This is a genomic window from Hydrogenovibrio sp. JE_KL2 (assembly GCF_009296185.1).
GTDB lineage: Bacteria > Pseudomonadota > Gammaproteobacteria > Thiomicrospirales > Thiomicrospiraceae > Hydrogenovibrio.
Genome location: NZ_WBJR01000004.1, coordinates 154,703 through 179,484, shown reverse-complemented (window position 1 = coordinate 179,484; position 24,782 = coordinate 154,703). Strand labels below are relative to the sequence as shown.

The window sequence follows — 24,782 nt, the reverse complement described above, 5'->3', positions numbered from 1 at the left end:
ATTTTCTTATAGTGACAAGAAAAAGTTTTTCAAGATAACCTTCAGATTGACTGGAGATTTCGTTTTATAAGGCTAATGCTTCCTTGAGAGAAAGTGCAATAGCGTTTAATATTTGACTTATTTTAGTTTAAAAGCCCTGTGAGCGTGAAGAAAATAGGGGCTCAAAAGTGGATGGTGGATCATGAAGTCTGAAAGCAACCTGATATGGATAGATTTAGAAATGACAGGGTTGGATCACAAAACAGATCAAATTCTGGAGATTGCGTCGGTTGTGACAGATGCTGAACTCAAAGTTCTGGCAGAAGGGCCTGTTATCGCTATTCAAACCGAGCAACATTATTTGGATGGTATGGACGAGTGGTGTACGACTCACCACGGAAATTCAGGGTTGACCAAGCGTGTGCAAGACAGCACGATTTCCATGGCGCAAGCAGAGCAAATGACAATGGCGTTTCTTAAAGACTGGGTGCCAAAAGGAAAGTCACCGATGTGCGGAAACAGCATCTGCCAGGATCGTCGCTTTATGATTGAGCAGATGCCTGAATTGGAAAGTTTCTTCCATTATCGAAACCTGGATGTTTCAACGCTGAAGGAACTTGCCAGACGATGGATTCCACAAGTTTACTCGTCGCACAAAAAGAAAGGTGCACATTTGGCTTTGGACGATATTTATGAGTCGATTGATGAGTTAAAGCATTATCGTAAACATATGTTTATCGAAGAGGCGCGAGGTGTTGAATAATCTCGTACCCAAGAGAAAATAATGCCTCTTTGCTACGAAAACCTATCTTGTTATTTTCACTTCCGGCAGTCATTGGCGTTGGGAATTTTGATCTGAGTATTGAAAAATGCTTGGTTAAGCACATTCCTGTCCAATTTGCCGTTCACTGTCATAAGGTTTTGTTATATAATTGTTCACTTTTCTTACACAAATTTTTGTAAGAAATTGTTTGAAAAATTTTTTAGTTGGAAGCATTCGGCTTGCTTTGCAAAACAAGCATTTAAAAGTCAGGCTCGGATGCTTTTATATGGAGGACCGTTGTTGTGGAATTAACTGGTGCTCAGATTCTAGTACATTACCTAGAAGATGAGGGAGTAGAGTATATTTGGGGGTATCCTGGTGGAGCTGCTTTGCCGATCTATGATGCTCTTGATACTGACGCTAAAAAACTGAAACATGTTTTGGTGCGTCACGAACAAGCTGCCGTACATGCTGCGGATGGCTTTGCTCGTTCTACAGGTAAACCAGGAGTGACGCTTGTGACTTCAGGTCCGGGAGCAACCAATACCGTTACGGGAATCGCAACGGCATTTATGGATTCGATTCCGTTGGTTGTTATTACCGGGCAAGTGCCGACTGCGTTGATTGGTCTGGATGCATTCCAGGAAATCGATACCGTTGGGATCACAAGACCGATTGTCAAACACAACTTCTTGGTCAAGGATGTTAATGATCTTGCGATGACGCTCAAAAAAGCCTTTTACATCGCCACGACAGGCCGACCTGGCCCTGTTGTCGTTGACATCCCGAAAGATGTACAAAACGCCAAAAGCAACTATGAATATCCACAAGAAGTTAGTTTGCGCTCCTACGTACCTGTGACGAAAGGCCATAGTGGACAGATTAAAAAAGCCATCGAGATGATGATGTCGGCAGAAAGACCGATTTTATACACCGGTGGTGGCGTCGTTTTGGGGGATGCTTCCTATGAGTTGACTGAGTTGGCTCGTAAGTTGAACTTCCCTGTAACCAATACCTTGATGGGGTTAGGGTCTTTTCCTGCAGATGATTCTCAATTTGTCGGAATGTTGGGAATGCATGGTACTTATGAAGCCAATTTGGCCATGCATAACTCTGATTTGATTATTGCGATTGGCGCGCGTTTTGATGACCGAGTGACAGGCAATCTTGAGAAGTTCTGTCCTGATGCTAAAGTTATTCATATTGATATCGATCCGGCTTCTATTTCAAAAAACGTTGCTGTAGATATTCCAATTGTTGGGCCTGTTAAACAGGTGTTAGGCGAAATGTTGAACTTGTTGAGCAAGCATCCAGTTGAAGCTAATGCTGAAGCATTGGCATCTTGGTGGGAGCAGATCAACACTTGGCGTTCAACGGATTGCTTACGTTACGAACAAATTGGTAACAAGATCAAGCCTCAAGCAGCTATGCAAACCGTGTGGGAAGTGACGAAAGGTGATGCCTACGTTACCTCTGATGTTGGTCAGCACCAAATGTTTGCCGCTCAGTATTACCGCTTCAATAAACCAAGACGTTGGATTAACTCCGGTGGATTGGGAACAATGGGATTCGGTTTGCCTGCTGCAATGGGCGTGCAAGCTGCTTTCCCAGATGAAACGGTTATCTGTGTGACAGGTGAAGGCTCTATTCAAATGAATATTCAAGAGCTTTCTACCTGTATGCAATATGGTTTGCCTATCAAGGTCATCTGTTTAAATAACGGCTTCTTGGGAATGGTTAGACAATGGCAGGAATTCTTCTATGACAGACGCTATTCGATGTCTTACATGGATTCGTTGCCTGACTTTGTGAAGCTGACAGAGGCTTATGGGCATGTCGGTGTTCGCATCGATAATCCTGACACCATGAAAGCGCAATTGGAAGAAGTATTCTCAGATAAAAACAAAGATAAATTTGTATTTGTCGACATTATCACCGATCAACAGGAAAACGTTTATCCAATGGTTCCTGCTGGTGCTGGGCTAGATGAAATGATCTTGGTGTAGGGGTGATAAGATGAAGCATATTATTTCGATGTTAATGGAAAACGAATCTGGCGCACTATCTCGTGTTGCCGGGTTGTTTTCTGCTCGTGGATACAATATCCAGACTTTGACTGTGGCACCGACAGAAGATGAAACCATTTCGCGTTTAACGCTGGTTTCTTACGGTAACGACTACCAGATTGAGCAAATCGTCAAGCATTTGAATCGCTTGGTCGACGTTATCAAAGTTGTCGATATTACCGAAGGTTCTCATATTGAAAGAGAGTTGATGTTGGTGAAAGTCAAAGCAACAGGTGCAATGCGTGAAGAAGTAAAACGCTTGGCGGATATTTTCCGTGGCACCATTGTGGATGTTACAGCCAGTATTTATTCGGTTCAGTTGGTCGGTGAAAGCCAAAAACTAGACGCGTTTATCGAAGCGTTGGATCAAGGTGTGATTGTCGAGACAGTTCGTTCCGGCGTCGTTGGTCTGATGCGTGGTGAAAAATCATTACATTTATAAATTTTAACAATTGAGTAAGTTAAGGAAAAACAATGCAAGTTTATTACGATAAAGATTGTGATTTGTCCATTATCCAAGGCATGAAAGTTGCGATTATCGGTTTTGGTTCTCAAGGTCATGCTCATGCAGCGAACTTGAAAGATTCTGGTGTTGACGTAACTGTTGGTTTACGTGCAGGTTCTTCATCTATCAAGAAAGCAGAAGGTTACGGTTTGAAAACTGCTGATGTTGCAACAGCGGTTGCAAATGCTGACTTGGTTATGATTTTGACGCCTGACGAATTCCAATCTAAGTTGTACAAAGAAGAAATCGAACCAAACATCAAGCAAGGTGCTGTTCTAGCATTTGCTCACGGTTTCGCTATCATCTACAACCAAATCGAGCCTCGCAAAGATTTGGACGTTATCATGATTGCACCTAAAGCACCTGGTCACACTGTACGTTCTGAATTCGTTCGTGGTGGTGGTATTCCTGACTTGATCGCTGTAGAGCAAGACGCTTCTGGTCGTGCAAAAGACATCGCTCTTTCTTACGCTAGCGGTGTTGGTGGTGGTCGTACCGGTATCATCGAAACAACTTTCCGTGACGAGTGTGAAACTGACTTGTTCGGTGAACAAGCGGTTCTTTGTGGTGGTGCGGTTGAGCTTGTTAAAGCAGGTTTCGATACTTTGGTTGAAGCTGGTTATGCACCTGAAATGGCATACTTCGAATGTTTGCACGAGTTGAAGCTAATCGTTGACTTGATGTTCGAAGGTGGTATCGCGAACATGAACTACTCTATCTCTAACAATGCTGAGTATGGTGAGTATGTGACTGGTCCTCGCGTTATCAACGACGAGTCTCGTGCTGCAATGCGCGCTGCGTTGAAAGACATCCAGACTGGTGAATACGCTAAGAAATTCATCTTGGAAGGTCAATCAAACTATCCTTCAATGACTGCAATGCGTCGTTTGAATGCAGAACATGGTATCGAAGTAGTGGGTAACAAACTACGTGCGATGATGCCTTGGATCGCAGCTAACAAAATCGTTGACCAAGAGAAAAACTAATTTCTTATCAATGCTTTGTGAAAAACCGCCTACGGGCGGTTTTTTTATGTCTGGCGTTTATGAAGTTAATTTAGCATTGCTCATAAAGAAGGATTGAAAGCACCAACACTTTAGGGTAAATTGACGTATAAAATTATAATTATTTTGGGCCGGGTTTAATTTCCAAGGCCTGATATCTAGATGTAAATGAGCGCATGTATCGATCCTTTTTCGGTTTAAAAGAACTTCCCTTTAAAATTTCCCCAGATTTGTCGTATTTTTACAAGCAAGCCTCCCGAGAAGAAATGGTTGAAGCTTTGTTGTATTCGATTCTCAGAGGGGATGGCATTGTTAAGGTGGTGGGTGAAGTCGGCATCGGCAAAACAATGATGTTGCGCATGTTGGTCGAAAAACTTCCCAAGCACTATCAAAATATCTATATTTCTTCTCCTAATTTATCTCCAATCGATTTCTTAAAGTTCATTTGTAGTGAATTACAAATTTCTTATGACTCCACAGATACCAAGCATGATCTTGTTAAACGTTTGCAGACGCGTTTGATTGAAGCTTATGCTCAAGGTAAGCGTGTTGTCATGTTGGTTGATGAAGCTCAGTCAATGACTTTAGATGCATTGGAAGAAGTGCGCTTGCTTGGAAACTTGGAAACAGAAACCGACAAACTTTTGCAGATGGTTTTGTTTGGTCAGCCTGAATTGGATGCGACCCTTCATGATGTACGAGTCAAACCTCTAAAAGACCGTATCGCAGCGGAGTTAACCCTTCCGCCATTGAATGGTAATGAAGTGCTGATGTATCTGAACTATCGAATGCGTGTTGCCGGGCGATTGGATCAAGATGTCTTTACCAACCAGATTGCGAAGCAGGTGTGGAAAATATCGGGGGGCTTTCCAAGAGCGATCAATTTGTTAGCGGATAAACTTCTGATGGCGGCGTTTAGTGACGGTGCTATACAAGTTAATAAAAAACACCTTAGAACACTAGGTTATTCGTCTACCTCTAATAAAGGTACAGGCATCTGGCTAAGATACGCGGTTGTTTTTGGAGGCTTGTTGGTTTCATTAAGCGTGATGGCATTTGTATGGCAAAAAGGGTACGGTACAGTTGATGTTCCGAAAAACGTCAGTCAAATGCCCGTGACTTCAAAAATCTTATCAATCAAAGAGTTGTCCGAGAAGACCGATACTAATGCCAAAACCATTAAAGAGCTCTATCGACTCAATATGTCGGCATTCCAATACCTGCAACAGTTGCCCAATAGTGGCGAGTTGCTTCTGTTGTCACGAGACCATATTCATGGTTTTCAATCCGTGTACAAAGAAGTTATGTCAAAAGTGCCTCAAGGCCAGCAATCCAAGGTGTATGTGTTGTTGAACCTTGATCTGAGTAAGAATCATTTTGAAACCCTGACATTTTTTGATATTAGCAACCTCTCACAAAAAGCGGTTAAGACGCTACAAGAAAAATTCTCCAAGGAAATGCCGCAATTGGCTTCACGCGTACTAACTGTCCAGCAGTTAAAGGCTGCACTATGAAATTAATGATGAAAACGAAAATCTTTACGCTATCCATTCTAATTTTTGGATTGCAGTCATGCAGTACATCCCAAACTGTCAAGCGGGATCCGGTTGCACCGCCATTGTCTAAAGACTTTGATCTTGAAGGGCACTTGACGACTAAGCCAACATTAAAGGGGAATGAAGGTGGCAAAATGGATGCGCCGATTCCAAATTTGGTTGGCGTGCAGGCAATTAATATTAATCCAGATACTGGTGTTGTTAAAAAGCTTTACAGCGTGTCTGCGGTAAAGGTTCCTGTGAATGATCTGCTCTATAACTTATCGGTGGATGCTAAGAAACAACTCGATTTGTCTGAGGATGTAAAAGGGGAGGTTACGATCAATGCGCTTAACCAACCTTTGGATGAGATTTTAAAAAGAATTACCGAGCAGGTTGGGGCTGTTTATGAGTTGTCGAATGGAACCATTAGTATTCGCCCCGACACGCCGTATTGGCATACTTACCGTGTTGATTATGTTAACGTCAGCAAACAGGTCAAGGATTCGACCGTGATGAAAATGTCGGTAGGTGATATTGGTAACGGCTCCAGTTCTGGCGAGGCAAAAGCCAGTGAATTTCGTATGAATGTTGAAACGACTAATGATTTTTGGGGCGCGTTGGTAAACAATATTGCTTCGATGGCGCAGTTGGGGCCTGAAGTTTCTAAAAATATTCGAGTACATAATAGCAACCGAAATGAGGAATCTGCCGCGGGCATAGATGGTAGCTCGTTGACTAAAAATACAAGTGCTTCGGGCGCGACCACTGATTCTGTAACCGATATTAAAGTTAAGAACCCAGATAACGTTGTTGTTAACAAAGAAGCCGGGCTAGTATCGGTTTATACCATGAGAAATCGCCAACAAAGAATCTCACGTTATCTGGATAAAGTGATGCATCGCACATCCAAACAAGTGTTGATTGAAGCGACTGTTGTTGAGGTTGAGTTAAACGATCAATATCAGGCGGGTGTTGACTGGTCGGCAGTGAGTGGCAGCAATTCCGCATCACAGAAATTATTGGGGTTGAACCTGTCTAATGCTCCTTTCTTTAATCTCTCATTGTCCAATGGGATGTTTGACCTGAAGATGTTGCAGCAGTTTGGTAATACCAAGGTGCTTTCAAGTCCGAAAATTATGGCAATGAATAATCAATCAGCCATGTTGAAAGTGGTTAAAAACCAAGTGTATTTCACGGTTGAAGTAGACTCACAAATCAGTAATGGTCTTCAGAGCACCACTTTTGAAACGACGGTGCATACTGTTCCTGTGGGCTTCATGATGAACATGACCCCGTTTATTTCAGATGACGGCAAAATTTCGATTAATGTGAGACCTACACTTTCACGAATTGTGGGTTATGTGAATGATCCTAATCCTGAACTTGCCAAGCAAAATGTAAAAAGCGAAATTCCTATCGTTCAGGAGCGAGAAATGGATTCCGTTCTGAAACTTAGAGATAAGCAAACAGCGATCATTGGTGGATTGATCCAGGACACGCATGACAATCAAAAACAAGGTGTACCATTTTTGAGTTCAATTCCGTGGTTAGGGGATTTGTTTACCTATAGAGATGATACGGTGAAAAAGACCGAGCTTATTATCTTTATTCGTCCCATTATCGTGAATAATCCTGATATTGATAATGGGGACCTGAAATCAGTCAGAAAATTTCTTAAGACGAAGTCGAGTTAGATGAGTGTCCTGCTTGAAGCATTAAAGAAAGCCGCTGAAGAGAAAAAGAAGCAGGCTAGCCAATCGGCACATAATGAAGTTGTCGAACCGATAGTTTTGATGTCTTCAAGCACAGAAAATGTTGATGCCAATGTTTCGGGTTCTTTGTCTGAAATGACTGATAACAAGGATAACGATGGCGGTTTTGAAGAACCTCTGTCTTTAAAATTCAATTTTGAAGTGGACCAGCCGAAGCAGCTAGATAGTATCCATGCTACGCAAGACGCAATAGTTTCGCAGGAAGCGATAAATGTTGATGATGCTGATTTTGTAGCATCAACTGAAATTGCTGAGAATCCCATTTCTACCGATTCAGACGAAATTGAAGATACGGTTCAGCAAGAAACTCATAATCAGGCAACAGCAAACGAATGGGAAGCATTTCGATTACAGGGTGCTACTCAAACTAAGCCGGCAGTTTCAGATGATTTGGAAACGCGTTTGGCAGTATCTGAATTTGATTCCAATACCCCCTCAAGTGCTATTGACATAAGTTATGATGAGACCGATGTCAGCAACACCACAGAATCTTCACTTAAAGACGAGTATGAGGACGCCATCCCCGATTCATGGGAAGCGCTACGTTCCCAAAGTTTGCCTGGAGATAAAGTAGATAAAGATAGCGAGCCCGAGGCTTCAGTTAAGGTTATTGGTTCACAAGAGAAGCCGGTATCAACAAATGAGAGTCAAGAGCATGATTGGAGTCTTGAACAGATTCCCGGTTACCAACGTTACGGCTCCACTGAAAGTCAGCAAAAGAAAACCAGACTGATTTTGCCACACTTAATCAACAAGAAATCTCACCTTCCAAGCAAATGGCGACTCTACTTTTTCAGCGGTATTTTGGTGCTGTTGGGGCTGGCTTATTATGCAATGTTTTACTTCGATCAGCAGTCCTTGGAGGTAGATTCAGATTTGCAACGCTATCAAGTTTTGAGTAAACCAAGAATTGCTGAACAGAAAGTGCCTTCACATACTGAGTTACAGGCAAAAACCACGTTGTCATCATCGCCGCAGGAACTAAAACAAAGGGATTCTGCCCTAACGGAGACGGCTCCAAACAAAGCCATTGAAAGTAGCGTTTTGAAAGAAGGTGTTGAACCTAAAGCTGATAAAGCGCCTTTAAACACTCAAAAGCAAGTTGGTCATAAGAAAACGGAATTGGTTGACCAAAAGTTAACTAAACAGGTGGCGCCCAAAATGACCATCGTTAGCCGTGAGCAAGAGAGTACGGTTTCCATGGCATTCAAGGCATATCAACGTTCTGACTGGCAGACGGCAAGGCGTTATTACCAGCAGGCTTATGAAGAAGAACCAAACAGCCTGCCTGCTCTTTTTGGGTTGGGTGCAGTTGCTGTGCAATTGGGAGAACAAAATAAGGCTGTAGGCTATTACCAAAAAGTTTTGGTATTGGAGCCGGGCAATCAACTCGCTCAAAAGGCGATTTTGAGTATCCAATCGTTGGAGAACAGCAATCAGCAAACAATTGATGAACTGAAAAGTATGGAAGAAGCGAGTCCAAATGATCCTGAAATCACGTTTGCGCTGGGGAATGCCTATGCCAAGAGAAAGGATTGGGTCACTGCACAGTCTTACTACTTTAAAGCTTATCAACACAATTCAAGTCAACCGATTTATGTATTAAATTTAGCGGTTAGCTTGGATCAACTTGGCGAATATCGACTTGCAAAACAATATTATGACGAAGCACTGTCAAAGGCATCAGAAAGCTCACTTGCGTTTAATACCGATAGTATTAAAAAGCGGCTGGTGGTGCTAAATCAATTTCTCAGTGGGGAGCACTAACGTTGGCTCAGGTGATACGTTTAGGTGACAAGCTTGTTTTAGAAGGGGTGATTACCGCCGATCAGCTCCGTATTGCTTTGACCGAACAAAAGTTGACAGGAAAGAAGCTGGGTGAAATTCTGGTATCACTTGGGTTCCTTTCGGAAGAAGATTCACGAGAAATCTTAGGTGAGGTCGTTGGGTATCGTTCGATGACCTTAAAAGGAGTGGTGCCAGACTCCAATGCACTAACATTGGTTTCAGAGTCTTTTGCTAGAAGTCATTTAGTGATGCCGATTAGCGTGACGGACGACCGCTTAAAAATTGCAATGGCGAGTCCGGATGATATTTTGTTGCTGGACAAACTAAAGCGCCACATAAAAAAAGACATTCGCATTGAGCCAGTACTGGTTTCGGAAACGGATATTCAGCATGCCATAGATCATTACTACGGTTATGAGTTGTCAATCGACGGCATACTCAGGGAACTGGAAACGGGACAAGTGGATCTTTATTCCGTCGCAGAGAAAGACGAATATTCTCAGCCCATGGTGCGGTTGGTTGATGCTATTTTGACCGATGCGGTCAAGAATGGCGCTTCGGACATTCACTTTGAACCAGAACAGCATTACATTCGTGTTCGATATCGTATAGATGGAGTGTTGGTCACGATACGGTTGTTCCATAAGTCTATTTGGTCAAGCTTAGTGGTGCGTTTGAAAGTCATGGCCAAATTGGATTTGACCGATCAAAGAATGCCACAGGACGGCCATATGGATTTGATTGTCCACGGACGCAAAATTGATTTTAGGGTTTCGTCTTTGCCAGGAACCGATGGCGAAAACTTTGTATTGAGAATTTTAGATCGGGAGAAAGGCATTGTTCCTTTAGAACAATTAGGCTTAGATGCTGGCAGTTACCAAGACCTGAAACTGATGATGTCTCGTCCTACAGGTATCCTTTTGGTGACGGGGCCGACTGGCTCAGGGAAAACCACTACGCTTTATTCAATGTTGAATGAACTCAACCATGAAGGCGTAAACATCATGACGTTGGAAGATCCTGTTGAATACCCCATGTCGATGATTCGCCAGACATCTATCAATGAAGATATCGGGATGACATTTGCAGCGGGTGTAAGAGCCTTGTTGAGACAAGATCCGGATATTATTTTGATTGGTGAGATCCGAGATGGTGAAACGGCAGAAATGGCCTTAAGAGCAGCCATGACAGGGCATCAAGTTTTTGCGACTTTGCATACCAACTCTGCCATTGGCTCTATTCCAAGGTTATTTGATATTGGCGTTCAGCCTTCAATACTTTCCGGTAATATCATTGGTATTCTCGCACAGCGCTTGGTACGTAGGCTTTGTCCGAATTGTAAGGTGCCTTATCAACCCGAGCCTTTTGAAAAAGAAATCTTGGGGATTAAGCCGGAAGAGGACATTACCCTTTATCACGCGCAGGGCTGTAAGCATTGTAATGACATCGGCTACAAAGGGAGGATTGCCATTACCGAAACCTTGAGGTTTACCGATGAGCTGGATGAATTGATTTTGCAACGTGCTTCACAGCATCAGATTTTAGAAATGGCTGTTTCGCAAGGGTTTCGTCCTATATTGCAAAATGCTTTGAAATGGGTTCGTTCAGGTGATACAACCTTAGAAGAAATTAGCCGCGTGGTTGATCTGACGGAGTTGATTTAGCCATGCACGATTATCGTTATAACGGTGTCAATCGCTTTGGCAAGCGCGTCAACGGTGAAATGCAGGCAGCAAATGCTCAGGATTTGGAGCAACGTTTAAAACTCGCGAAAGTGGAGTTAATTTCTTATAAAACGCGTTCTCCCGGGCTTTTTTCAAAAGTTGGTAAAAAACGCATATTGCGTAGGGATGTTATCACTATCACCATGCAGTTTCGGCAACTGCTCAAGGCTGGCGTCTCTTTAATGGATATTATTGATGACCTGAGACAGTCTTATGAAAACGACGCGGTAAAAGAAATGTTGTCTTCTATCTATGAGGCAATGGAAGGGGGAGAGAGCTTTTCTGGTGCCTTGTCGGGATATGAAAAAGAATTCGGCAAGGTGTATATTCCGCTGGTCGCTATTGGTGAGCAGACGGGGCAACTGGAAACCATTTTGGAGAACCTGGAACAGATGCTGAAATGGGAAGAAAGCTTAGCTTCGAAAGCCAAGAAAGTGATGATTTACCCCTCCATTGTCGGAACCGTTGTTATAGCCGTCGTGTTACTGATGATGATTTTTGTGGTGCCGGAAGTGATGAAGTTCGTTAAAGAGATGGGGGGAGAATTGGGGTTTGCAACGCAAGCACTCGTTGTCACCTCGGATTTTGTTCGCGAGAATATTATTTTGATCTTGCTGTTTCCTTTTGCGGCGTGGTTCGGAATCAAGTATTTTCTGAAAAAATCAACACGCTTCAAGGTTAAATTCGATGCCTCTATCTTTAAAATCAAAGTGATTGGCCCTGTGCTTTATAAGCTAAAGATTGCCAGAATCGCCAATTCACTTGCCATTATGTATGCCGCAGGCATGAGTTTTACCAATGCTTTGCGTATGTCGGTGAATGTTGCCAACAATGCCTATCTTGAACAAAAAGTAGAGAGAGCCATCCGTTTGATTGAAGAGGGTTTACCCATCAATGAAGCTTTTACTGAAGCAGAAGTTTTCCCATCAATGGCGATTCGTATGGTAAAGGTGGGAGAGCTTAGCGGTAATATGGATCAGGCACTCAGAAATGTCAGTGAGTTTTACGACAATGAAGCGAAAGAAACTATTGAAAAGATTGAACCAGCGGTAGAGCCTGCTTTGACAGTTGTCATGGCATTTATCGTCGGTTGGGTAATGATGGCGGTGTTGGGGCCAATTTATGACACCATTTCCAAGGTGCAATGATGGATAAGCTGTTATATCTCAATGAATCGGGTCTGACGTTAATTGATGTGAATAGCGCAATGCAGCATAAATTGTCTGAAACCAGGTTTTCTTGGAGAGATTGGGAGCGGATCGAAACGGTTGTCGGTGGGCTACCTTCCGATAAAAGTGTTGCGGTCATATTAGACTTCGTAGATGACTCCCACCAGATGCACTGGGTTGCAAGGTTGTTTCCTTGGGAAAAACAAGCTTACGAAAAACGCTTGGAAGAGAAAACACGTTCCGAGGGCGCCATGTTGGTTCGTCTAAGTTGGTTCGCTCACTATCGCCAAACCGATGAAGGGCGTAATGAACAGGCATTGATGATTTCCAGTGTGTTCAGCAATACTCAGCTTGAAGCTTTGTTCAACTTGTTTGAAGAGGCGCAGATTTCTGTTAAGGCAATTTACTCCTATTCATTTCTTCTTGAAAGCTACTTCCTCACCAAACTTGCGCCGGCATTGAGCTTGACGAAAAAAGATTTGTCTCGACCCTTGATGCTTGTTTTTAGAGAGTCCAGAGTACATTTTCGTCAGATATTTTTTAACTTCGGGCGCTTAAATATCAGCCGTCATATTGAGTTGGATGACGAGCTGGAAAGTGATCATGCAATCAACTCAGCGTTAATCCACGAGACGCAGATTGCTGTTAAATATCTTTACAACCAAAAGCTCATCCCGCTAAATTCCGAAGTGAGCTTTATCTATATCAACTCCCATGGGCATGATGAAAGCGAAGTTGCGACAGAGTATCTGGAAAAGGTTGCCTTAACTAACTGGAAGCCGGAAGCATTTTTTGTAGTGGCTTCTGATCTTTACACTATCACCAATACACGTCGCTGGGACGACTCTTTGTATAACACGCTGGATTTCCTTACAGCCTTTTTGCATAAATCAAATTTACAGACCTTTTATAAAAACCACTTCGTTGACAAGATTTTACTGTTCTCCAGATTGCAAAAATGGTTGTTGGGTTTGTCAGTTTTGTTTTTCCTGTCGGCAAGTTATTATCTTTTGACCTTGGGTGTTGATGATTACATGTTGAGTCATAAAAGACAGCTGATGGAGGTAAAAATCCAGCAGTTGAATGAGGAAAAGAGCAGATTGCAACGGTCGGTTGATTTGCAATACGACGCAGAAGACATCAAGGCATCGGTAAATTTCTCAGAGTCGCTGTTGAAACTTAAGTTGAGAGGCATTGCCGGTTTTGACATGGCGGCGTTATCTCAAGTTTTGAGCCGCCACAATCATATTGCGCTGTCGTCGGTCGCGTGGCAAAAACTGGATACATTTGATTCGTCCTCTATTTCGGTGACGCTTAAAGGGTGGGTTTATCCATTTCACGATGCCTATGAAATGCCTGTGAAATGGGTCGATGACTTAGTACAAGATTTTCGATCTCAGCCAAACGTTGAAAGCGTCACTTTAACCAAGGAGCCCTTGGACCGTAGTCTGAAAAAATCTTTGGTCATTTCCAGCGCATCTGATGAAGCCATTAACGCACTGCCTTTTGAGGTGAAGTTGGTTATTGGAGGCGGCAAGTGAAACTCAACTGGGCGGACAGTTTTATCAGACAATATGTACAAAAGCCTGCATTAATCCTGTTGGTGCTTTTATTGGCGTTTGGTGGTTTGGCTTTTGGTTTGTTGAATTACCAGGAAAGCCTAGAACAAGACAACCAAGTGACAGAACATCAACTGAGAAACCTGCTCAAGCAAGTTCGTTTTTTAAGAACGCAGGAACAATTGTTTCAGGTGTATGGTGAAAAATATCAGGCATATTTGAATGAAGGTTTGGTTTACCAACAAGATCGAGTGAAGTGGACTGACGAATTACTAAAGATAAAGGCGCAACTCAACCTTGTACCATTCAATTTCCAGTTTGATGCCGAACAGCAGTTGACCAGAAAGAGTGTTGCCCATCTTCAGTTAGATAAGAACATTTTTTATTACACACAGTTACATCTTGATATGGGACTGATGTCGGATTTGGACTTATTGACGGTCTTGGATAAGATTAGAGAGAACATCACGCCACTGTTTTTGGTGAAGGGTTGTGAAATGTCCGCACATAGTGAGGCCATCCAAAAACCGAAATTTACCCCAAATCATTCGTTGTTTGATGCAAAATGTACTTTGATTTTGTTCCAAGCCAAACCCACGCCTTTTAAGTTGGACTGAGCTGATTTATACGTTTGAATACCTTCGCAGGAAATGCCATTGAAAATGAGTTTGCTGTCTGTTGTTTGTTTCACTGCACTGGTTTTGGTGAGAATACCGGTGTATGCAGGCGAAACCTATGGAAAGCTGTTTCTGACCCCGCAACAACGCGAACAGATTAATCAGCAGCGCCAAGCTTTTTTGCATAAGGAGCAGGGAATTAAGCCCGACGCATCGCAGCAAAAAGTTGCCGTAAAATCATCAAAATCTACCAGGTTGGGGTCTCCACCATTAACGCTGTCGTCTATCATTACAACGCCCGATGGTCAGTTGTTTCGTTTGAACGGCAAGTATGTTAAGCACGATAAGTCAGGTTATCGGGTGCAGCAAAATCCGCAAGAGCTTCATTCGGCGCAAGTGATTCTCAAAGGCAAAGAAATTAACCTTAAGGTCGGCGAAACTTACGTCCCGGGGAAGGGTAAAAAGATTAAAAGCTACTTGATGGCACCGAAACCGAAACAAGAAAAGATTAAGTTGAGTTCGGTCAAGGGAGCTTCACCAGCTTCATCTGAGGAACAACAAATGGACTTGAGTTCGCAAATTGAAAATTTGCAGCGTTTAACGGAGTTAGTGAAATAAATATGTTTGGCATTGAGAGTGCATATCTTTTACCCGTATTGGCGATGATTGCGGCAGGTGGGTTGTTTATCGGCTATACCGCGACACGTGCTTTAAAACAGGAAAAAGACAAGGTAGAACAGCTTCAGCAAGACTATCAAACCCTGAGTAGTCGCTATGCTCAGATTGAGCAAGTAGCAATGACGGCAGAGAATAGCCTAAGTGCTTTGCAGGCGAAGCTCGAAAAAATGACAGAAGATGAAAAGGACTATGTTTCTCAGATTACACGGTTGGAAACGCAGCAGAAGTCAGACAGAGCGAGTTTTGAGGAAAAGTTGGCATTGCTTGAGAATGCAAAGCAAGCCCTGACGCAAGAGTTTAAGTTGCTATCAACGCAGATATTTGAAGAGAAGCAAGCGCAAATAAATACTCAGAACAAAGAGGCTTTGGGCGCAGTGTTGAACCCTCTGCAACAAAGTTTGACGGAGTTTAAGAACAAGATTGACCAAACGCATAAGGCGGATATTGAAGGGCGAGCGACCTTAGTTGAGCAGCTCAAGCAGTTGAAAGAACTCAATCAAACCATGTCGAATGAGGCAAAAAGTTTAACGCAAGCTTTAAAAGGCGATAACAAGCTCCAAGGAAACTGGGGTGAGATGATTTTGGAAAAAATGCTGGAAAGCTCAGGTTTGAGACTTGGCATTGAGTACGAAAGAGAGAAGTCGTTGTACTCTGATGATAACAAGCGCCTTCGTCCGGATGTAATTGTGAATTTGCCGGATGATAAACACATTATTATCGACTCAAAGGTGTCATTAAATGCCTATGAATCGGCGCTAAATGCAGAGGATGATAAGACGAGAGCCGAGCAGGTTAAAGCCCACTTGGTGAGTTTGCAAAAGCATATCGAAGCGCTTAGCACCAAACGTTACGACCATATTGAGTCTTTAAATGCCCCGGACTTTGTCTTGATGTTCATTCCCATCGAGGGGGCGTATTTAATGGCGATTGAACAGAACCCCGCGTTGTTTGAATCGGCATTTGAGAAGAATATCGCGGTGGTGACACCGACTACCTTGTTTACCACTCTAAAGACCATTGAACAGCTTTGGCGTTATGAAAGACGCTCGGAAAATACTTCAAGCCTGATTAAGAAAGCTGCAGATGTTTATGACAAGTTTGTTGGTTTCGTTGAGAGTTTTGAGAAGGTGGGTAGCCAATTAGAGAATGCGCTTTCCAGTTACGATCAAGCTAAAAAACGCATGATGAGCGGGAAGGGGAATTTAATTAACCAAGCGCAAATGCTTAAGGATTTGGCAGGTAAAACCAAGAAGGACCTTCCTAAACACCTTGTGGATGAAGCCGATAGTGGTTTGCCAGAGTTGGATAAAGACTAGTTTGAGCCAGTTCGCTTTTTTGCAACGTCTTTCAATGTTTCTGTAATCAGTTCTAAAAGCATTTGAGGGCGGAAGGGTTTTTTTAGCCAAGCCCTTACTTGTCTGATTTGTGCCATTTCCTTTGTTGTATGGTCGATTTCAGAAGATAAGATGAATATGGGAACATCTGTTTGCAAGTGTTGTTCGTTCAAGATGTCGATCATGTCTAATCCGGTTTTATCCGGCATCATGTAATCTAGAATTATAATATCGTAGCGGTTTTGCTGGCACAGTTTGAGACCACGCTCGACATCGTTTGCGGTATCGACCTTTATATTGTCTAGCGTTTCCAAGGTTAATTGAATCAGCGACCGGGTTACGTTGGAGTCATCGACCGCTAAAATATGCGCCATAACTTATTCCTCTAAGACTTCATTCTATTCTAGCAAAGCTTGCACATTGATACGTCATTTTGCGGCAGCATTTGGTGTTCGTAAATAAAAGCACATAATTAAGCTTTGTTTTATTCAAAGTGTTTGATTTTAATTGGGAAAGTATTTATAATCCCCGCTTTCCGAAAAGGAATACACATAGCTTTTATGTATCAATGAGTTAGATGCATAAAAATAGAAGAAATTGTAGGTAGGATTTCCTGCCTTCGCAGATCAAGATAGGAGAAAGTCATGGTCGTTATTCGTTTAGCACGCGGTGGTGCAAAAAAGAACCCTTATTATCGTGTAATGGTTGCGGATCAGCGTAACAAAGCAACTGGTCGCTTCATTGAGCAAGTTGGTTTCTATAACCCAACTGCTAAAGGTGCAGAAGAAATGATTCGTCTTGATACTGCGAGAGTTGAGCACTGGGTATCTCAAGGCGCTCAAATGAGCCCAAGAGTTGCAAAATTGGTTAAAGACGCTAAGTAATTAACCCTTAGAACTTTTGGTATGAGCGTGGCTGACGGCGAAAAACTTATTCTGGGCAAAATCAGTGGTATTTTCGGCGTAAAAGGTTGGTTGAAGATTTTTTCCCACACCGAGCCACGCGACAATATTTTGAGCTATTCACCTTGGCTGATTAAAGTTAAAGGTGAGTGGCGAACCTTCGATTTAGAAGATGGGCAAGAAATTCAGGGTGGCAAAGGAATTGTTGCCAAACTGGAAGGAATTGATGATCGTGATGAAGCGCGTCTCTATATGGGTTGCGAAATCGCAATCAATCCTGAGCAACTTCCCGAAGCGGAAGATGGCTACTACTGGCGAGAACTGATTGGTTGTTCGGTAACGGATCAAGAAGATAACGACCTAGGTGTTGTGACTGCATTGATCGAAACGGGCGCACATGACGTACTTAGAGTAGAAAAGGAGGGTCATTCCACATTGATCCCATTTGTCGAAGGTACGTTTATTTTGGATGTGGATGTTGAAAACAAACATATCCAAGTTGCCTGGGATGGTAGCGAAGAATAAGCATCCCATTTAATGGAGCGAGTTATGCGCTTTGATGTCATTACGCTTTTCCCTGAAATGTTCGAGGCAATCAATGCTTCGGGGGTTTCAAGCAGAGCGTTACAACAAGGCCTGTATAGCTTCCATAGTTGGAATCCGCGGCAGTTTACGACGGATGTCCATCAAACGGTAGACGATAGACCTTATGGTGGTGGCCCTGGGATGTTGATGAAATATCAGCCTCTTAAGGATTCAGTCGATGCGATTGAAACCACTATTGGAGAGAAACCTTATGTGGTTTATCTTTCTCCACAAGGAACGCCGCTGACTCAGGCAAAGCTGCAAACTTTGGTTGAAAAGCCGAATCTCACTTTGGTTTGTGGGCGTTATGAAGGATTGGATGAGCGTTTCATCTTATCTGAAGTGGATGAAGAGATTTGCGTAGGGGATTTTGTCGTCAGTGGCGGGGAGTTACCCGCCATGATGTTGATGGATGGTTTGATTCGTTTGCTACCGGGGGCTTTAGGCCATAACCAGTCAGCTGAGCAAGATTCGTTTTCGGATGGTCTATTGGATTGTCCGCATTACACAAGACCTGTAGAGGTCAACGGCATGAAAGTGCCAGAGGTCCTGCAACAAGGAAATCATGCAAAAATTGATGCATGGCGAATGGAGCAGAAACTCGAAAGGACGGCGCAAAAGCGTCCGGACCTATATGCGGCTTACTTGGCTCAACAAACTAAGTAATCGCATGACAATTTGGATTCAACCTCTGACAGCTTGTCTGTGTATTGTTGGATAAAATGCATTTCAAAGTCATAGCAAAAGACTTTGATAGATTAAGAGAGCATAAAAATGAAAAACCCAATTATTGCGCGTATTGAAGAAGAGCAAATGAGCAAGCAACTTCCAGACTTTTCAGCTGGTGATACTGTTGTTGTTCAAGTAAAAGTAAAAGAAGGGACTAACGAACGTCTTCAGGCTTATGAAGGTGTTGTTATCGCTAAGAAAAACCGTGGTTTGAACTCTTCATTCACCGTTCGTAAGATTTCTCATGGCGTAGGTGTTGAGCGTACTTTCCAAACTTACAGCCCATTGGTTGATTCTGTTGAAGTTAAGCGTCGTGGTGCGGTTCGTCGTGCTAAGCTTTACTACCTACGTAACCTATCTGGTAGAGCAGCAAGAATCAAAGAAAAAGTTAAATAAGACTTTTTATGAAAGGCACTCATTTGAGTGCCTTTTTTGTTTGTAGCAGTGTAAACTCATCGCTATGACATCCGATACAGTATTCCAATCTCAATTAAAATCTTTTCTACAGTTTCTCAGGTTCAACGAAGGGTTGAGCGAAAACACGCTTGCCGCTTACCGCAGAGATTTAAAAATCTGCCAGGTTGGGGTTGCGTTTTCAGATTTCAAAACCGTTTCCAATCAGCAGTTGGAAGATTTTATCTACCAGCAATTTGAGCAGGGCAAGAGTGCCAAATCCATTGCTAGGTTAATCTCATCGCTTAAGCGCTTTGCACAGTACTTGTTGGCTCAGCATGTCACCAGTGTTGACCCTACCGCCAAACTGAAATCCCCCTCCATTCCACGTTCAATCCCCAAAGTCATTTCTGAAAAACAGGTTGAAGACTTGCTTGCAGCACCAGATCTGACAACAGCATTAGGGTTGCGTGACAAGGCGATTTTGGAGTTGATGTATGCCTCTGGTTTAAGGGTGTCTGAGGTGGTGACGCTACCTTATGAGCAGCTCAATCTTTCGGCGGGCTTGGTACGCGTAGTGGGGAAGGGCAATAAAGAGCGGATTGTGCCGATAGGAGAGCTGGCGATTGATGCACTAAAAGCATACATTGAAAGCTCAAGACCACAATTAGCTGCCAAGCGTTGGGTCGATACGCTGTTCGTTTCACGCTTGGGTCGCCCCATGACTCGTCAAACGCTATGGCATAGAATTAAGAATTTGGCGTTTGAAGCGGATATACGGGTTCAATTATCACCGCACGGTCTTCGCCACGCCTTTGCAACGCATTTAATCAATCATGGAGCAGACTTGAGAACCGTTCAATTACTCTTGGGGCATTCTGATCTGTCGACAACCCAAATCTATACGCACGTTGCCAAGCAACGTCTGCAGGCACTTCATCACAAGCACCATCCTCGCGCATAATCGCGATTTTCGCTACTAGTCAGCTTTCTTTAAGGTTTTCAAGGTGCGAATTCAGCTGGAAACCGTTAAAATCCTATCAATAGTTTTTAAAGAAGATAGGTGCTATGAAAAAACAATTTTTGAAGAAGTCGCTTTTGGCGATGATGCTGTCGACAGCGTTTATGGCGACGGCACAGGCCGATGAGCAAGCGATTCGAAATACCTTGAAAGAGATCACGCCAAATGCGGCTGAGGCCAAGATTACCCCGAGTGTGATTCCGGGGCTTTATCAGGTGGTTTTAGGGACGCGAGTGTTGTTGATGGATGATAAGGCACGTTATGTTTTTTCAGGCGATTTGATTGATCTGAAAACACGTAAGAACCTAACAACGGCAGCAGAGAACAAGCAGCGAAAAACTATTCTGGATAGCTTGGATGAATCGAAGATGATTGTTTATCCTGCAAAAGGCGCCACCAAGCGTACGATTACGGTTTTTTCTGACATTGATTGTCCATATTGTAAAAAACTGCATGATGACATTCCTAAGCTGACGGCAGCAGGCATCAAGGTGCGTTATTTGTCTTTCCCTCGTGCGGGTGTCGGCTCTGGCTCTTATAAGAAGGCGGTCGCGGTTTGGTGTTCTGCGGACAGAAGAAAGGCTTTGGACAAAGTCATGACTGGCGGAGCAGTCGATATGAAGACTTGTGCGAACCCGGTGATGAACGATATGAAACTTGCTGAGCTGTTTGGGGTGAATGGCACGCCGAATATCTTGCTGGACGATGGTGAGTTGATTCCAGGCTATGTTGAGTCAAAAGATTTGATTCAGAAGTTGGTTGGATCACAATAATGGACTGACCCAGTTCTGGAATTCACCATAAAAAACGCGCCAGAAGGCGCGTTTTTTATTTCCGTAAAGGGAGTTCTGTTATAACGAATCCCATTTGTTACGTCTGTTCGGTACTCTGAAAAAGCGACCGATCAATAGCCCTAGAAGCAGAACACCACCACCTGTCAGGAACCATTGGCGTTGAACAACATCACCCGCCTGACTGATTTGTTCTTTCAAAATAGCATTGTCAGATTTGATTTTCTCGATTTCTTGACTGTATTGTTGGTTTTGTTCGTTTAGCTCAATGCTTTTGCCGGAAATAGATTTAATCTCAGCCAATTGCTTTTGAAGCTTGAAGTTGTCTTCTTTGGTTTTTTTCAATTCGTTGCTGACGTCGTTGAAACGAGAATCCAGAGTAGATTTCTCTTGAAGTGCCTGGTTCAGTTTCTTCTCGATACGAGATGTCTTATCAATTTGCTGAGCCAATCTAACGCGAGCGATAGGCTGGTTTAACAGTACGCTTGAAGGCATCCAACCGATTATATCTTCATCCTTGTAGCGGTAAGACAGTTTTGTCCAACCATCATCGTTCACTTCCAGAATGGTTACTGGTGTGCCCGACTTTAACAACCTTAAAATTTTGTATTTATAGCCAGGTTGGCTTCTAAGTGGAATTTGTACAGAATCGGTCACATAATGCGTGTAATCGGATTGAGGTTGCCCTGAATCCGCTGCCACAGCTGTTTGACCGATGGTCAAGCCACCGACAAGCACTAAGGATGAAATGATTTGCAGGTTAGATTTGACTGATTTTTTCATGTTGATCCTTCAAGTTTTTTAATGCAGTTTTGTGCTCATCCAATTTTTGTCTTTCTTTGGCAACAACTGCTTCAGGCGCTTTGGCAACAAAACTGTCGTTGGACAGCTTTCCTTCCAAGCGTTGAATATCGCTCTCTAGACGATTGATTTCCTTGTTTAGACGCTCTAACTCGGCTTCTTTGTCAATCAAACCTGCCATTGGAATAAGAATGTTCATTTCTCCAACCAATGCAACTGCTGATTCTGGCGCCTCCTCAGAGTCAGATAATACCGTGATTGATTCCAATTTCGCAAGTGTCGACAGGTAAAGGTGGTTATTTTCCAGCCATTGTTCATCGGTCGCACTTAGCTTGGTCAAGATAACCGGTAGCTGTTTGCTTGGCGCAATGTTCATTTCAGAACGAATGCGACGAACGCCCATGATGAAATGTTTCACCCATTCCAATTCTGCCACGGCAGCCGCATCAATTTTGCTGCTGTCACTTAATGGGTAAGGTTGCAGCATAATGGTTTGACCATCTTTCGCGGCAAGTGGTGCAACGGTTTGCCAAATTTCTTCGGTAATAAACGGAATGATAGGGTGCAGCATGCGTAGCAGGGTTTCAAGTACGCGAACCAATGTGCGACGCGTTCCGCGCTTGGCTTCATCAGAGCTGTCATCACTATTTAGAATTGGTTTCGATAGCTCCAGATACCAGTCGCAATATTCATTCCATGTGAATTCGTAAAGCGCGGTTGCAGCAAGGTCAAAGCGGTAAGATTCAATATGTCTAGCAACCTCTGCTTCCACTTCCTGTAAACGTGAAACAATCCATTTGTCCGCTAGGGATAGCTCATAAGCAGCCTTTTCGTCCACACCCGTGTCATAACCTTCGGTGTTCATAAGAACATAACGCGCGGCGTTCCACAGTTTATTACAAAAGTTACGGTAACCCTCGCAGCGATTTAGGTCGAAACGAATATCACGCCCCGTTGAGGCGAGAGAAGCGAAGGTAAAGCGGAGGGCGTCTGTACCATAGGCATCAATACCGTCTGCAAACTGTTTGCGGGTGGCTTTTTCGATTTTCGCCGCTTTTTCAGGTTGCATCATGCCGTAAGTACGCTTAGAAACTAAGCTTTCCAAGTCAATACCGTCAATCAGGTCAATCGGGTCGAGCACGTTACCTTTGGATTTGGACATTTTCTGTCCTTCACCATCACGTACCAAACCATGTACATAAACTTGTTTGAAAGGAACTTGACCAGTGAACTTCAAGGTCATCATAATCATTCTGGCAACCCAGAAGAAGATGATGTCAAAACCGGTGACCAAAACCGAAGTCGGGTGGAATTTTTCCAACTCAGGCGTCTGCTCCGGCCAACCCAATGTAGAGAATGTCCATAATGCAGAACTAAACCATGTGTCAAGAACATCGTTGTCTTGGACTAATGTTAAATTTTGAGAAAGTTCTTTATATTTGATTATTTCTTTTTCATAAAAATCTGCATTTTCCGGGGAGTTGTCCAACTCTTCTTGAATGCGCATTATTTGTGTTTCAATTAGCTGCATAGCTTGCTTTTTGGCTTCACTTTCGGATCTGGCAACAAATATAGAAGATTGAATTACAGGAAGGTTAAGGGTGTCTTCTAATTGAAAATACCATGCTGGAATCCGGTGTCCCCACCAGATTTGACGAGAGATACACCAGTCTTGGATGTTGTTCATCCATTCAAAGTAGGTGTTTTCCCAGTTTTTAGGTACAAATTCGATATCGCCGTTTTTAACAGCATCAATAGCTGGCTTTGCCAATTGTTCTACCGCAACATACCATTGGTCAGTCAGATAAGGCTCGATAACGGCATGAGAACGGTCGCCACGAGGAACCATTAGTTTGTGAGGCTTTATGCTTTCTAATAATTCAAGCTTATCTAAGTCTTCAACGATGGCTTTGCGAGCCTCGTATCGATCTAAACCTTGGTATTTGGCAGGAAGTTTCTCACTATCAAGAATAGAACCAGACTTGGTGGTTTTCCATACTTCCGCTTCATCTCGGATATTAGCATCTACGGTTAATATGGATATAAAATCTAGCCCATGACGTTTACCCATTTCATAGTCATTGAAGTCATGGGCAGGGGTGATTTTTACACAACCGGTACCGAATTCCATATCGACGTAATCGTCCGCGATAATTGGAATTTCGCGGCCCACCAATGGAAGGGTAAGAGTTTTACCAATTAGATTTTGATAACGAGCATCCTCCGGGTGGACGGCTACAGCAGTATCCCCAAGCATTGTTTCTGGGCGGGTAGTGGCAACCACCAAATGGTCTGAGCCGTCTGTTAGTGGGTAACGCATGTGCCATAGGTTACCTTGTTCTTCTTCAGAAATGACTTCCAAATCGGAAACCGCTGTATGAAGAACCGGGTCCCAGTTTACGAGGCGTTTGCCTCGGTAAATCAATCCTTCTTCATAAAGGCGAACAAAAACTTCTTTAACGGCATTTGACAGTCCATCATCCATCGTGAAGCGTTCACGGCTCCAGTCAGGCGATGCACCCAGACGACGAAGCTGTTTGGTGATGGTTCCGCCGGATTCCGCTTTCCATTCCCAAATCTTATCGATAAAGGCATCGCGGCCAACATCATGGCGACTAAGGCCTTTAGCAGCTAATTGGCGTTCAACGACCATTTGTGTTGCAATCCCTGCGTGGTCAGTACCTGGCTGCCAAAGTGTGGAGTGACCTTTCATTCGATTGTAGCGAATGAGGGTATCCATAATCGTGTCTTGGAATGCATGACCCATATGTAGGCTACCGGTGACATTCGGCGGAGGGATCATAATGCTGTAGTTCTGACCAGTTGTACTTTCTTGAGGTTTAAAGAAACCTTTATCTTCCCAATTTGAGTACCATTTTTTTTCAATTGATGCGGGGTCGAAATGCTTTTCCATTGTTGCCTTTAAAAATAAAACGATTTTGTTTCTAAAAATAGGTCGGATTATAGCATTTATGCAGGTGAAAGTTTAGGGTTGGATGCTCGGTAAAAGCCTAACTATCGTTTGAGGCGTTTTTGGCTGAAAGAGAAGGAAAGTTGATGCGCA

Annotated in this window: 22 protein-coding genes; 19 read left to right on the top strand and 3 right to left on the bottom strand. The window is 43.2% G+C overall.

Annotation, left to right across the window (positions count from 1 at the left end; genetic code table 11):
* Positions 1-181 precede the first annotated feature (181 nt).
* The 13 genes from orn to rmuC all read left to right on the top strand — a co-directional run bounded on the left by orn (position 182) and on the right by rmuC (position 16,478).
* The gene (gene orn / locus F8R13_RS08595; protein WP_152833623.1) at positions 182-742 is read left to right on the top strand and encodes an oligoribonuclease; all 561 of its coding nucleotides are present in this window, start codon (positions 182-184) and stop codon (positions 740-742) included.
* 302 nt (positions 743-1,044) lie between these two features.
* Positions 1,045-2,748 carry an acetolactate synthase 3 large subunit gene (locus tag F8R13_RS08590; protein WP_371414933.1) on the top strand — a complete coding sequence of 568 codons (1,704 nt, stop codon included), beginning with the start codon at positions 1,045-1,047 and terminating at the stop codon, positions 2,746-2,748.
* A 10-nt stretch (positions 2,749-2,758) separates the two neighbouring features.
* Positions 2,759-3,250, top strand: a complete 492-nt coding sequence (gene ilvN, locus F8R13_RS08585) for an acetolactate synthase small subunit (protein WP_152833621.1) — start codon at positions 2,759-2,761, stop codon at positions 3,248-3,250.
* Positions 3,251-3,282: 32 nt separating this feature from the next.
* A complete protein-coding gene (gene ilvC / locus F8R13_RS08580) occupies positions 3,283-4,299 on the top strand; it encodes a ketol-acid reductoisomerase (RefSeq protein ID WP_152833619.1) in 1,017 nt (338 codons plus the stop codon).
* Positions 4,300-4,493: 194 nt separating this feature from the next.
* A complete protein-coding gene (locus tag F8R13_RS08575) occupies positions 4,494-5,831 on the top strand; it encodes an ExeA family protein (protein ID WP_152833617.1) in 1,338 nt (445 codons plus the stop codon).
* The gene (locus F8R13_RS08570) at positions 5,828-7,549 is read left to right on the top strand and encodes a type II secretion system protein GspD (protein ID WP_152833615.1); all 1,722 of its coding nucleotides are present in this window, start codon (positions 5,828-5,830) and stop codon (positions 7,547-7,549) included. Before F8R13_RS08575 ends, F8R13_RS08570 begins: the two co-directional genes overlap by 4 nt.
* Entirely contained in the window at positions 7,550-9,394 is a 1,845-nt protein-coding gene (locus F8R13_RS08565; protein WP_152833613.1) for a lipopolysaccharide assembly protein LapB, read from the top strand.
* Between the two features lie 11 nt (positions 9,395-9,405).
* Positions 9,406-11,079: a GspE/PulE family protein gene (locus F8R13_RS08560; protein ID WP_371414935.1), complete on the top strand. Its 1,674-nt coding sequence runs from the start codon at positions 9,406-9,408 to the stop codon at positions 11,077-11,079.
* 2 nt (positions 11,080-11,081) lie between these two features.
* Positions 11,082-12,287, top strand: coding sequence for a type II secretion system F family protein (locus tag F8R13_RS08555; RefSeq protein ID WP_152833609.1), 1,206 nt, complete (start codon positions 11,082-11,084; stop codon positions 12,285-12,287).
* Positions 12,287-13,849: a hypothetical protein gene (locus F8R13_RS08550; protein ID WP_152833606.1), complete on the top strand. Its 1,563-nt coding sequence runs from the start codon at positions 12,287-12,289 to the stop codon at positions 13,847-13,849. The genes F8R13_RS08555 and F8R13_RS08550 overlap by 1 nt, the downstream gene beginning before the upstream one ends.
* On the top strand, positions 13,846-14,484 hold the full coding sequence (locus F8R13_RS08545) for a hypothetical protein (RefSeq protein WP_152833604.1): 639 nt from the start codon (positions 13,846-13,848) through the stop codon (positions 14,482-14,484). The genes F8R13_RS08550 and F8R13_RS08545 overlap by 4 nt, the downstream gene beginning before the upstream one ends.
* Before the next feature lie 45 nt (positions 14,485-14,529).
* Positions 14,530-15,102 (top strand): hypothetical protein, encoded by a 573-nt coding sequence (locus tag F8R13_RS08540; protein ID WP_152833602.1) that lies wholly within the window; start codon positions 14,530-14,532, stop codon positions 15,100-15,102.
* Positions 15,103-15,104: 2 nt separating this feature from the next.
* Positions 15,105-16,478 (top strand): DNA recombination protein RmuC, encoded by a 1,374-nt coding sequence (rmuC, locus tag F8R13_RS08535; protein ID WP_152833600.1) that lies wholly within the window; start codon positions 15,105-15,107, stop codon positions 16,476-16,478.
* Here rmuC and F8R13_RS08530 read toward each other — a convergent pair.
* On the bottom strand, positions 16,475-16,870 hold the full coding sequence (locus F8R13_RS08530; RefSeq protein ID WP_152833598.1) for a response regulator: 396 nt from the start codon (positions 16,868-16,870) through the stop codon (positions 16,475-16,477). The genes rmuC and F8R13_RS08530 overlap by 4 nt on opposite strands.
* Positions 16,871-17,140: 270 nt before the next feature.
* On the opposite strand from F8R13_RS08530, the gene rpsP reads away from it, so the two are divergent.
* The 6 genes from rpsP to F8R13_RS08500 all read left to right on the top strand — a co-directional run bounded on the left by rpsP (position 17,141) and on the right by F8R13_RS08500 (position 20,899).
* The gene (rpsP, locus tag F8R13_RS08525; protein WP_152833596.1) at positions 17,141-17,380 is read left to right on the top strand and encodes a 30S ribosomal protein S16; all 240 of its coding nucleotides are present in this window, start codon (positions 17,141-17,143) and stop codon (positions 17,378-17,380) included.
* Between the two features lie 21 nt (positions 17,381-17,401).
* The gene (rimM, locus tag F8R13_RS08520; protein ID WP_152833594.1) at positions 17,402-17,923 is read left to right on the top strand and encodes a ribosome maturation factor RimM; all 522 of its coding nucleotides are present in this window, start codon (positions 17,402-17,404) and stop codon (positions 17,921-17,923) included.
* Positions 17,924-17,947: 24 nt separating this feature from the next.
* Entirely contained in the window at positions 17,948-18,649 is a 702-nt protein-coding gene (trmD, locus tag F8R13_RS08515) for a tRNA (guanosine(37)-N1)-methyltransferase TrmD (protein WP_152833592.1), read from the top strand.
* A 108-nt stretch (positions 18,650-18,757) separates the two neighbouring features.
* The gene (gene rplS, locus F8R13_RS08510) at positions 18,758-19,108 is read left to right on the top strand and encodes a 50S ribosomal protein L19 (RefSeq protein ID WP_029909925.1); all 351 of its coding nucleotides are present in this window, start codon (positions 18,758-18,760) and stop codon (positions 19,106-19,108) included.
* A gap of 64 nt (positions 19,109-19,172) precedes the next feature.
* Positions 19,173-20,069, top strand: a complete 897-nt coding sequence (xerD, locus tag F8R13_RS08505) for a site-specific tyrosine recombinase XerD (RefSeq protein ID WP_152833590.1) — start codon at positions 19,173-19,175, stop codon at positions 20,067-20,069.
* Between the two features lie 104 nt (positions 20,070-20,173).
* On the top strand, positions 20,174-20,899 hold the full coding sequence (locus F8R13_RS08500; protein ID WP_152833588.1) for a DsbC family protein: 726 nt from the start codon (positions 20,174-20,176) through the stop codon (positions 20,897-20,899).
* Between the two features lie 78 nt (positions 20,900-20,977).
* Here the strand turns inward: F8R13_RS08500 and F8R13_RS08495 are convergent, their stop codons facing one another.
* On the bottom strand, positions 20,978-21,700 hold the full coding sequence (locus tag F8R13_RS08495; protein WP_152833586.1) for a TIGR04211 family SH3 domain-containing protein: 723 nt from the start codon (positions 21,698-21,700) through the stop codon (positions 20,978-20,980).
* Entirely contained in the window at positions 21,678-24,632 is a 2,955-nt protein-coding gene (locus tag F8R13_RS08490; protein ID WP_152833584.1) for a valine--tRNA ligase, read from the bottom strand. Before F8R13_RS08490 ends, F8R13_RS08495 begins: the two co-directional genes overlap by 23 nt.
* Between the last annotated feature and the right edge of the window lie 150 nt (positions 24,633-24,782).

Excerpts from the sequence above, each read along its gene's own strand:
- orn (WP_152833623.1), top strand. The coding sequence starts at position 182 with ATGAAGTCTGAAAGCAACCTGATATGGATAGATTTAGAAATGACAGGG.
- ilvN (WP_152833621.1), top strand. The coding sequence starts at position 2,759 with ATGAAGCATATTATTTCGATGTTAATGGAAAACGAATCTGGCGCACTA.
- ilvC (WP_152833619.1), top strand. The coding sequence starts at position 3,283 with ATGCAAGTTTATTACGATAAAGATTGTGATTTGTCCATTATCCAAGGC.
- F8R13_RS08575 (WP_152833617.1), top strand. The coding sequence starts at position 4,494 with ATGTATCGATCCTTTTTCGGTTTAAAAGAACTTCCCTTTAAAATTTCC.
- F8R13_RS08570 (WP_152833615.1), top strand. The coding sequence starts at position 5,828 with ATGAAATTAATGATGAAAACGAAAATCTTTACGCTATCCATTCTAATT.
- F8R13_RS08565 (WP_152833613.1), top strand. The coding sequence starts at position 7,550 with ATGAGTGTCCTGCTTGAAGCATTAAAGAAAGCCGCTGAAGAGAAAAAG.
- F8R13_RS08555 (WP_152833609.1), top strand. The coding sequence starts at position 11,082 with ATGCACGATTATCGTTATAACGGTGTCAATCGCTTTGGCAAGCGCGTC.
- F8R13_RS08550 (WP_152833606.1), top strand. The coding sequence starts at position 12,287 with ATGGATAAGCTGTTATATCTCAATGAATCGGGTCTGACGTTAATTGAT.
- F8R13_RS08540 (WP_152833602.1), top strand. The coding sequence starts at position 14,530 with ATGAGTTTGCTGTCTGTTGTTTGTTTCACTGCACTGGTTTTGGTGAGA.
- rmuC (WP_152833600.1), top strand. The coding sequence starts at position 15,105 with ATGTTTGGCATTGAGAGTGCATATCTTTTACCCGTATTGGCGATGATT.
- F8R13_RS08530 (WP_152833598.1), bottom strand. The coding sequence starts at position 16,870 with ATGGCGCATATTTTAGCGGTCGATGACTCCAACGTAACCCGGTCGCTG.
- rpsP (WP_152833596.1), top strand. The coding sequence starts at position 17,141 with ATGGTCGTTATTCGTTTAGCACGCGGTGGTGCAAAAAAGAACCCTTAT.
- rimM (WP_152833594.1), top strand. The coding sequence starts at position 17,402 with ATGAGCGTGGCTGACGGCGAAAAACTTATTCTGGGCAAAATCAGTGGT.
- trmD (WP_152833592.1), top strand. The coding sequence starts at position 17,948 with ATGCGCTTTGATGTCATTACGCTTTTCCCTGAAATGTTCGAGGCAATC.
- rplS (WP_029909925.1), top strand. The coding sequence starts at position 18,758 with ATGAAAAACCCAATTATTGCGCGTATTGAAGAAGAGCAAATGAGCAAG.
- xerD (WP_152833590.1), top strand. The coding sequence starts at position 19,173 with ATGACATCCGATACAGTATTCCAATCTCAATTAAAATCTTTTCTACAG.
- F8R13_RS08500 (WP_152833588.1), top strand. The coding sequence starts at position 20,174 with ATGAAAAAACAATTTTTGAAGAAGTCGCTTTTGGCGATGATGCTGTCG.
- F8R13_RS08495 (WP_152833586.1), bottom strand. The coding sequence starts at position 21,700 with ATGAAAAAATCAGTCAAATCTAACCTGCAAATCATTTCATCCTTAGTG.
- F8R13_RS08490 (WP_152833584.1), bottom strand. The coding sequence starts at position 24,632 with ATGGAAAAGCATTTCGACCCCGCATCAATTGAAAAAAAATGGTACTCA.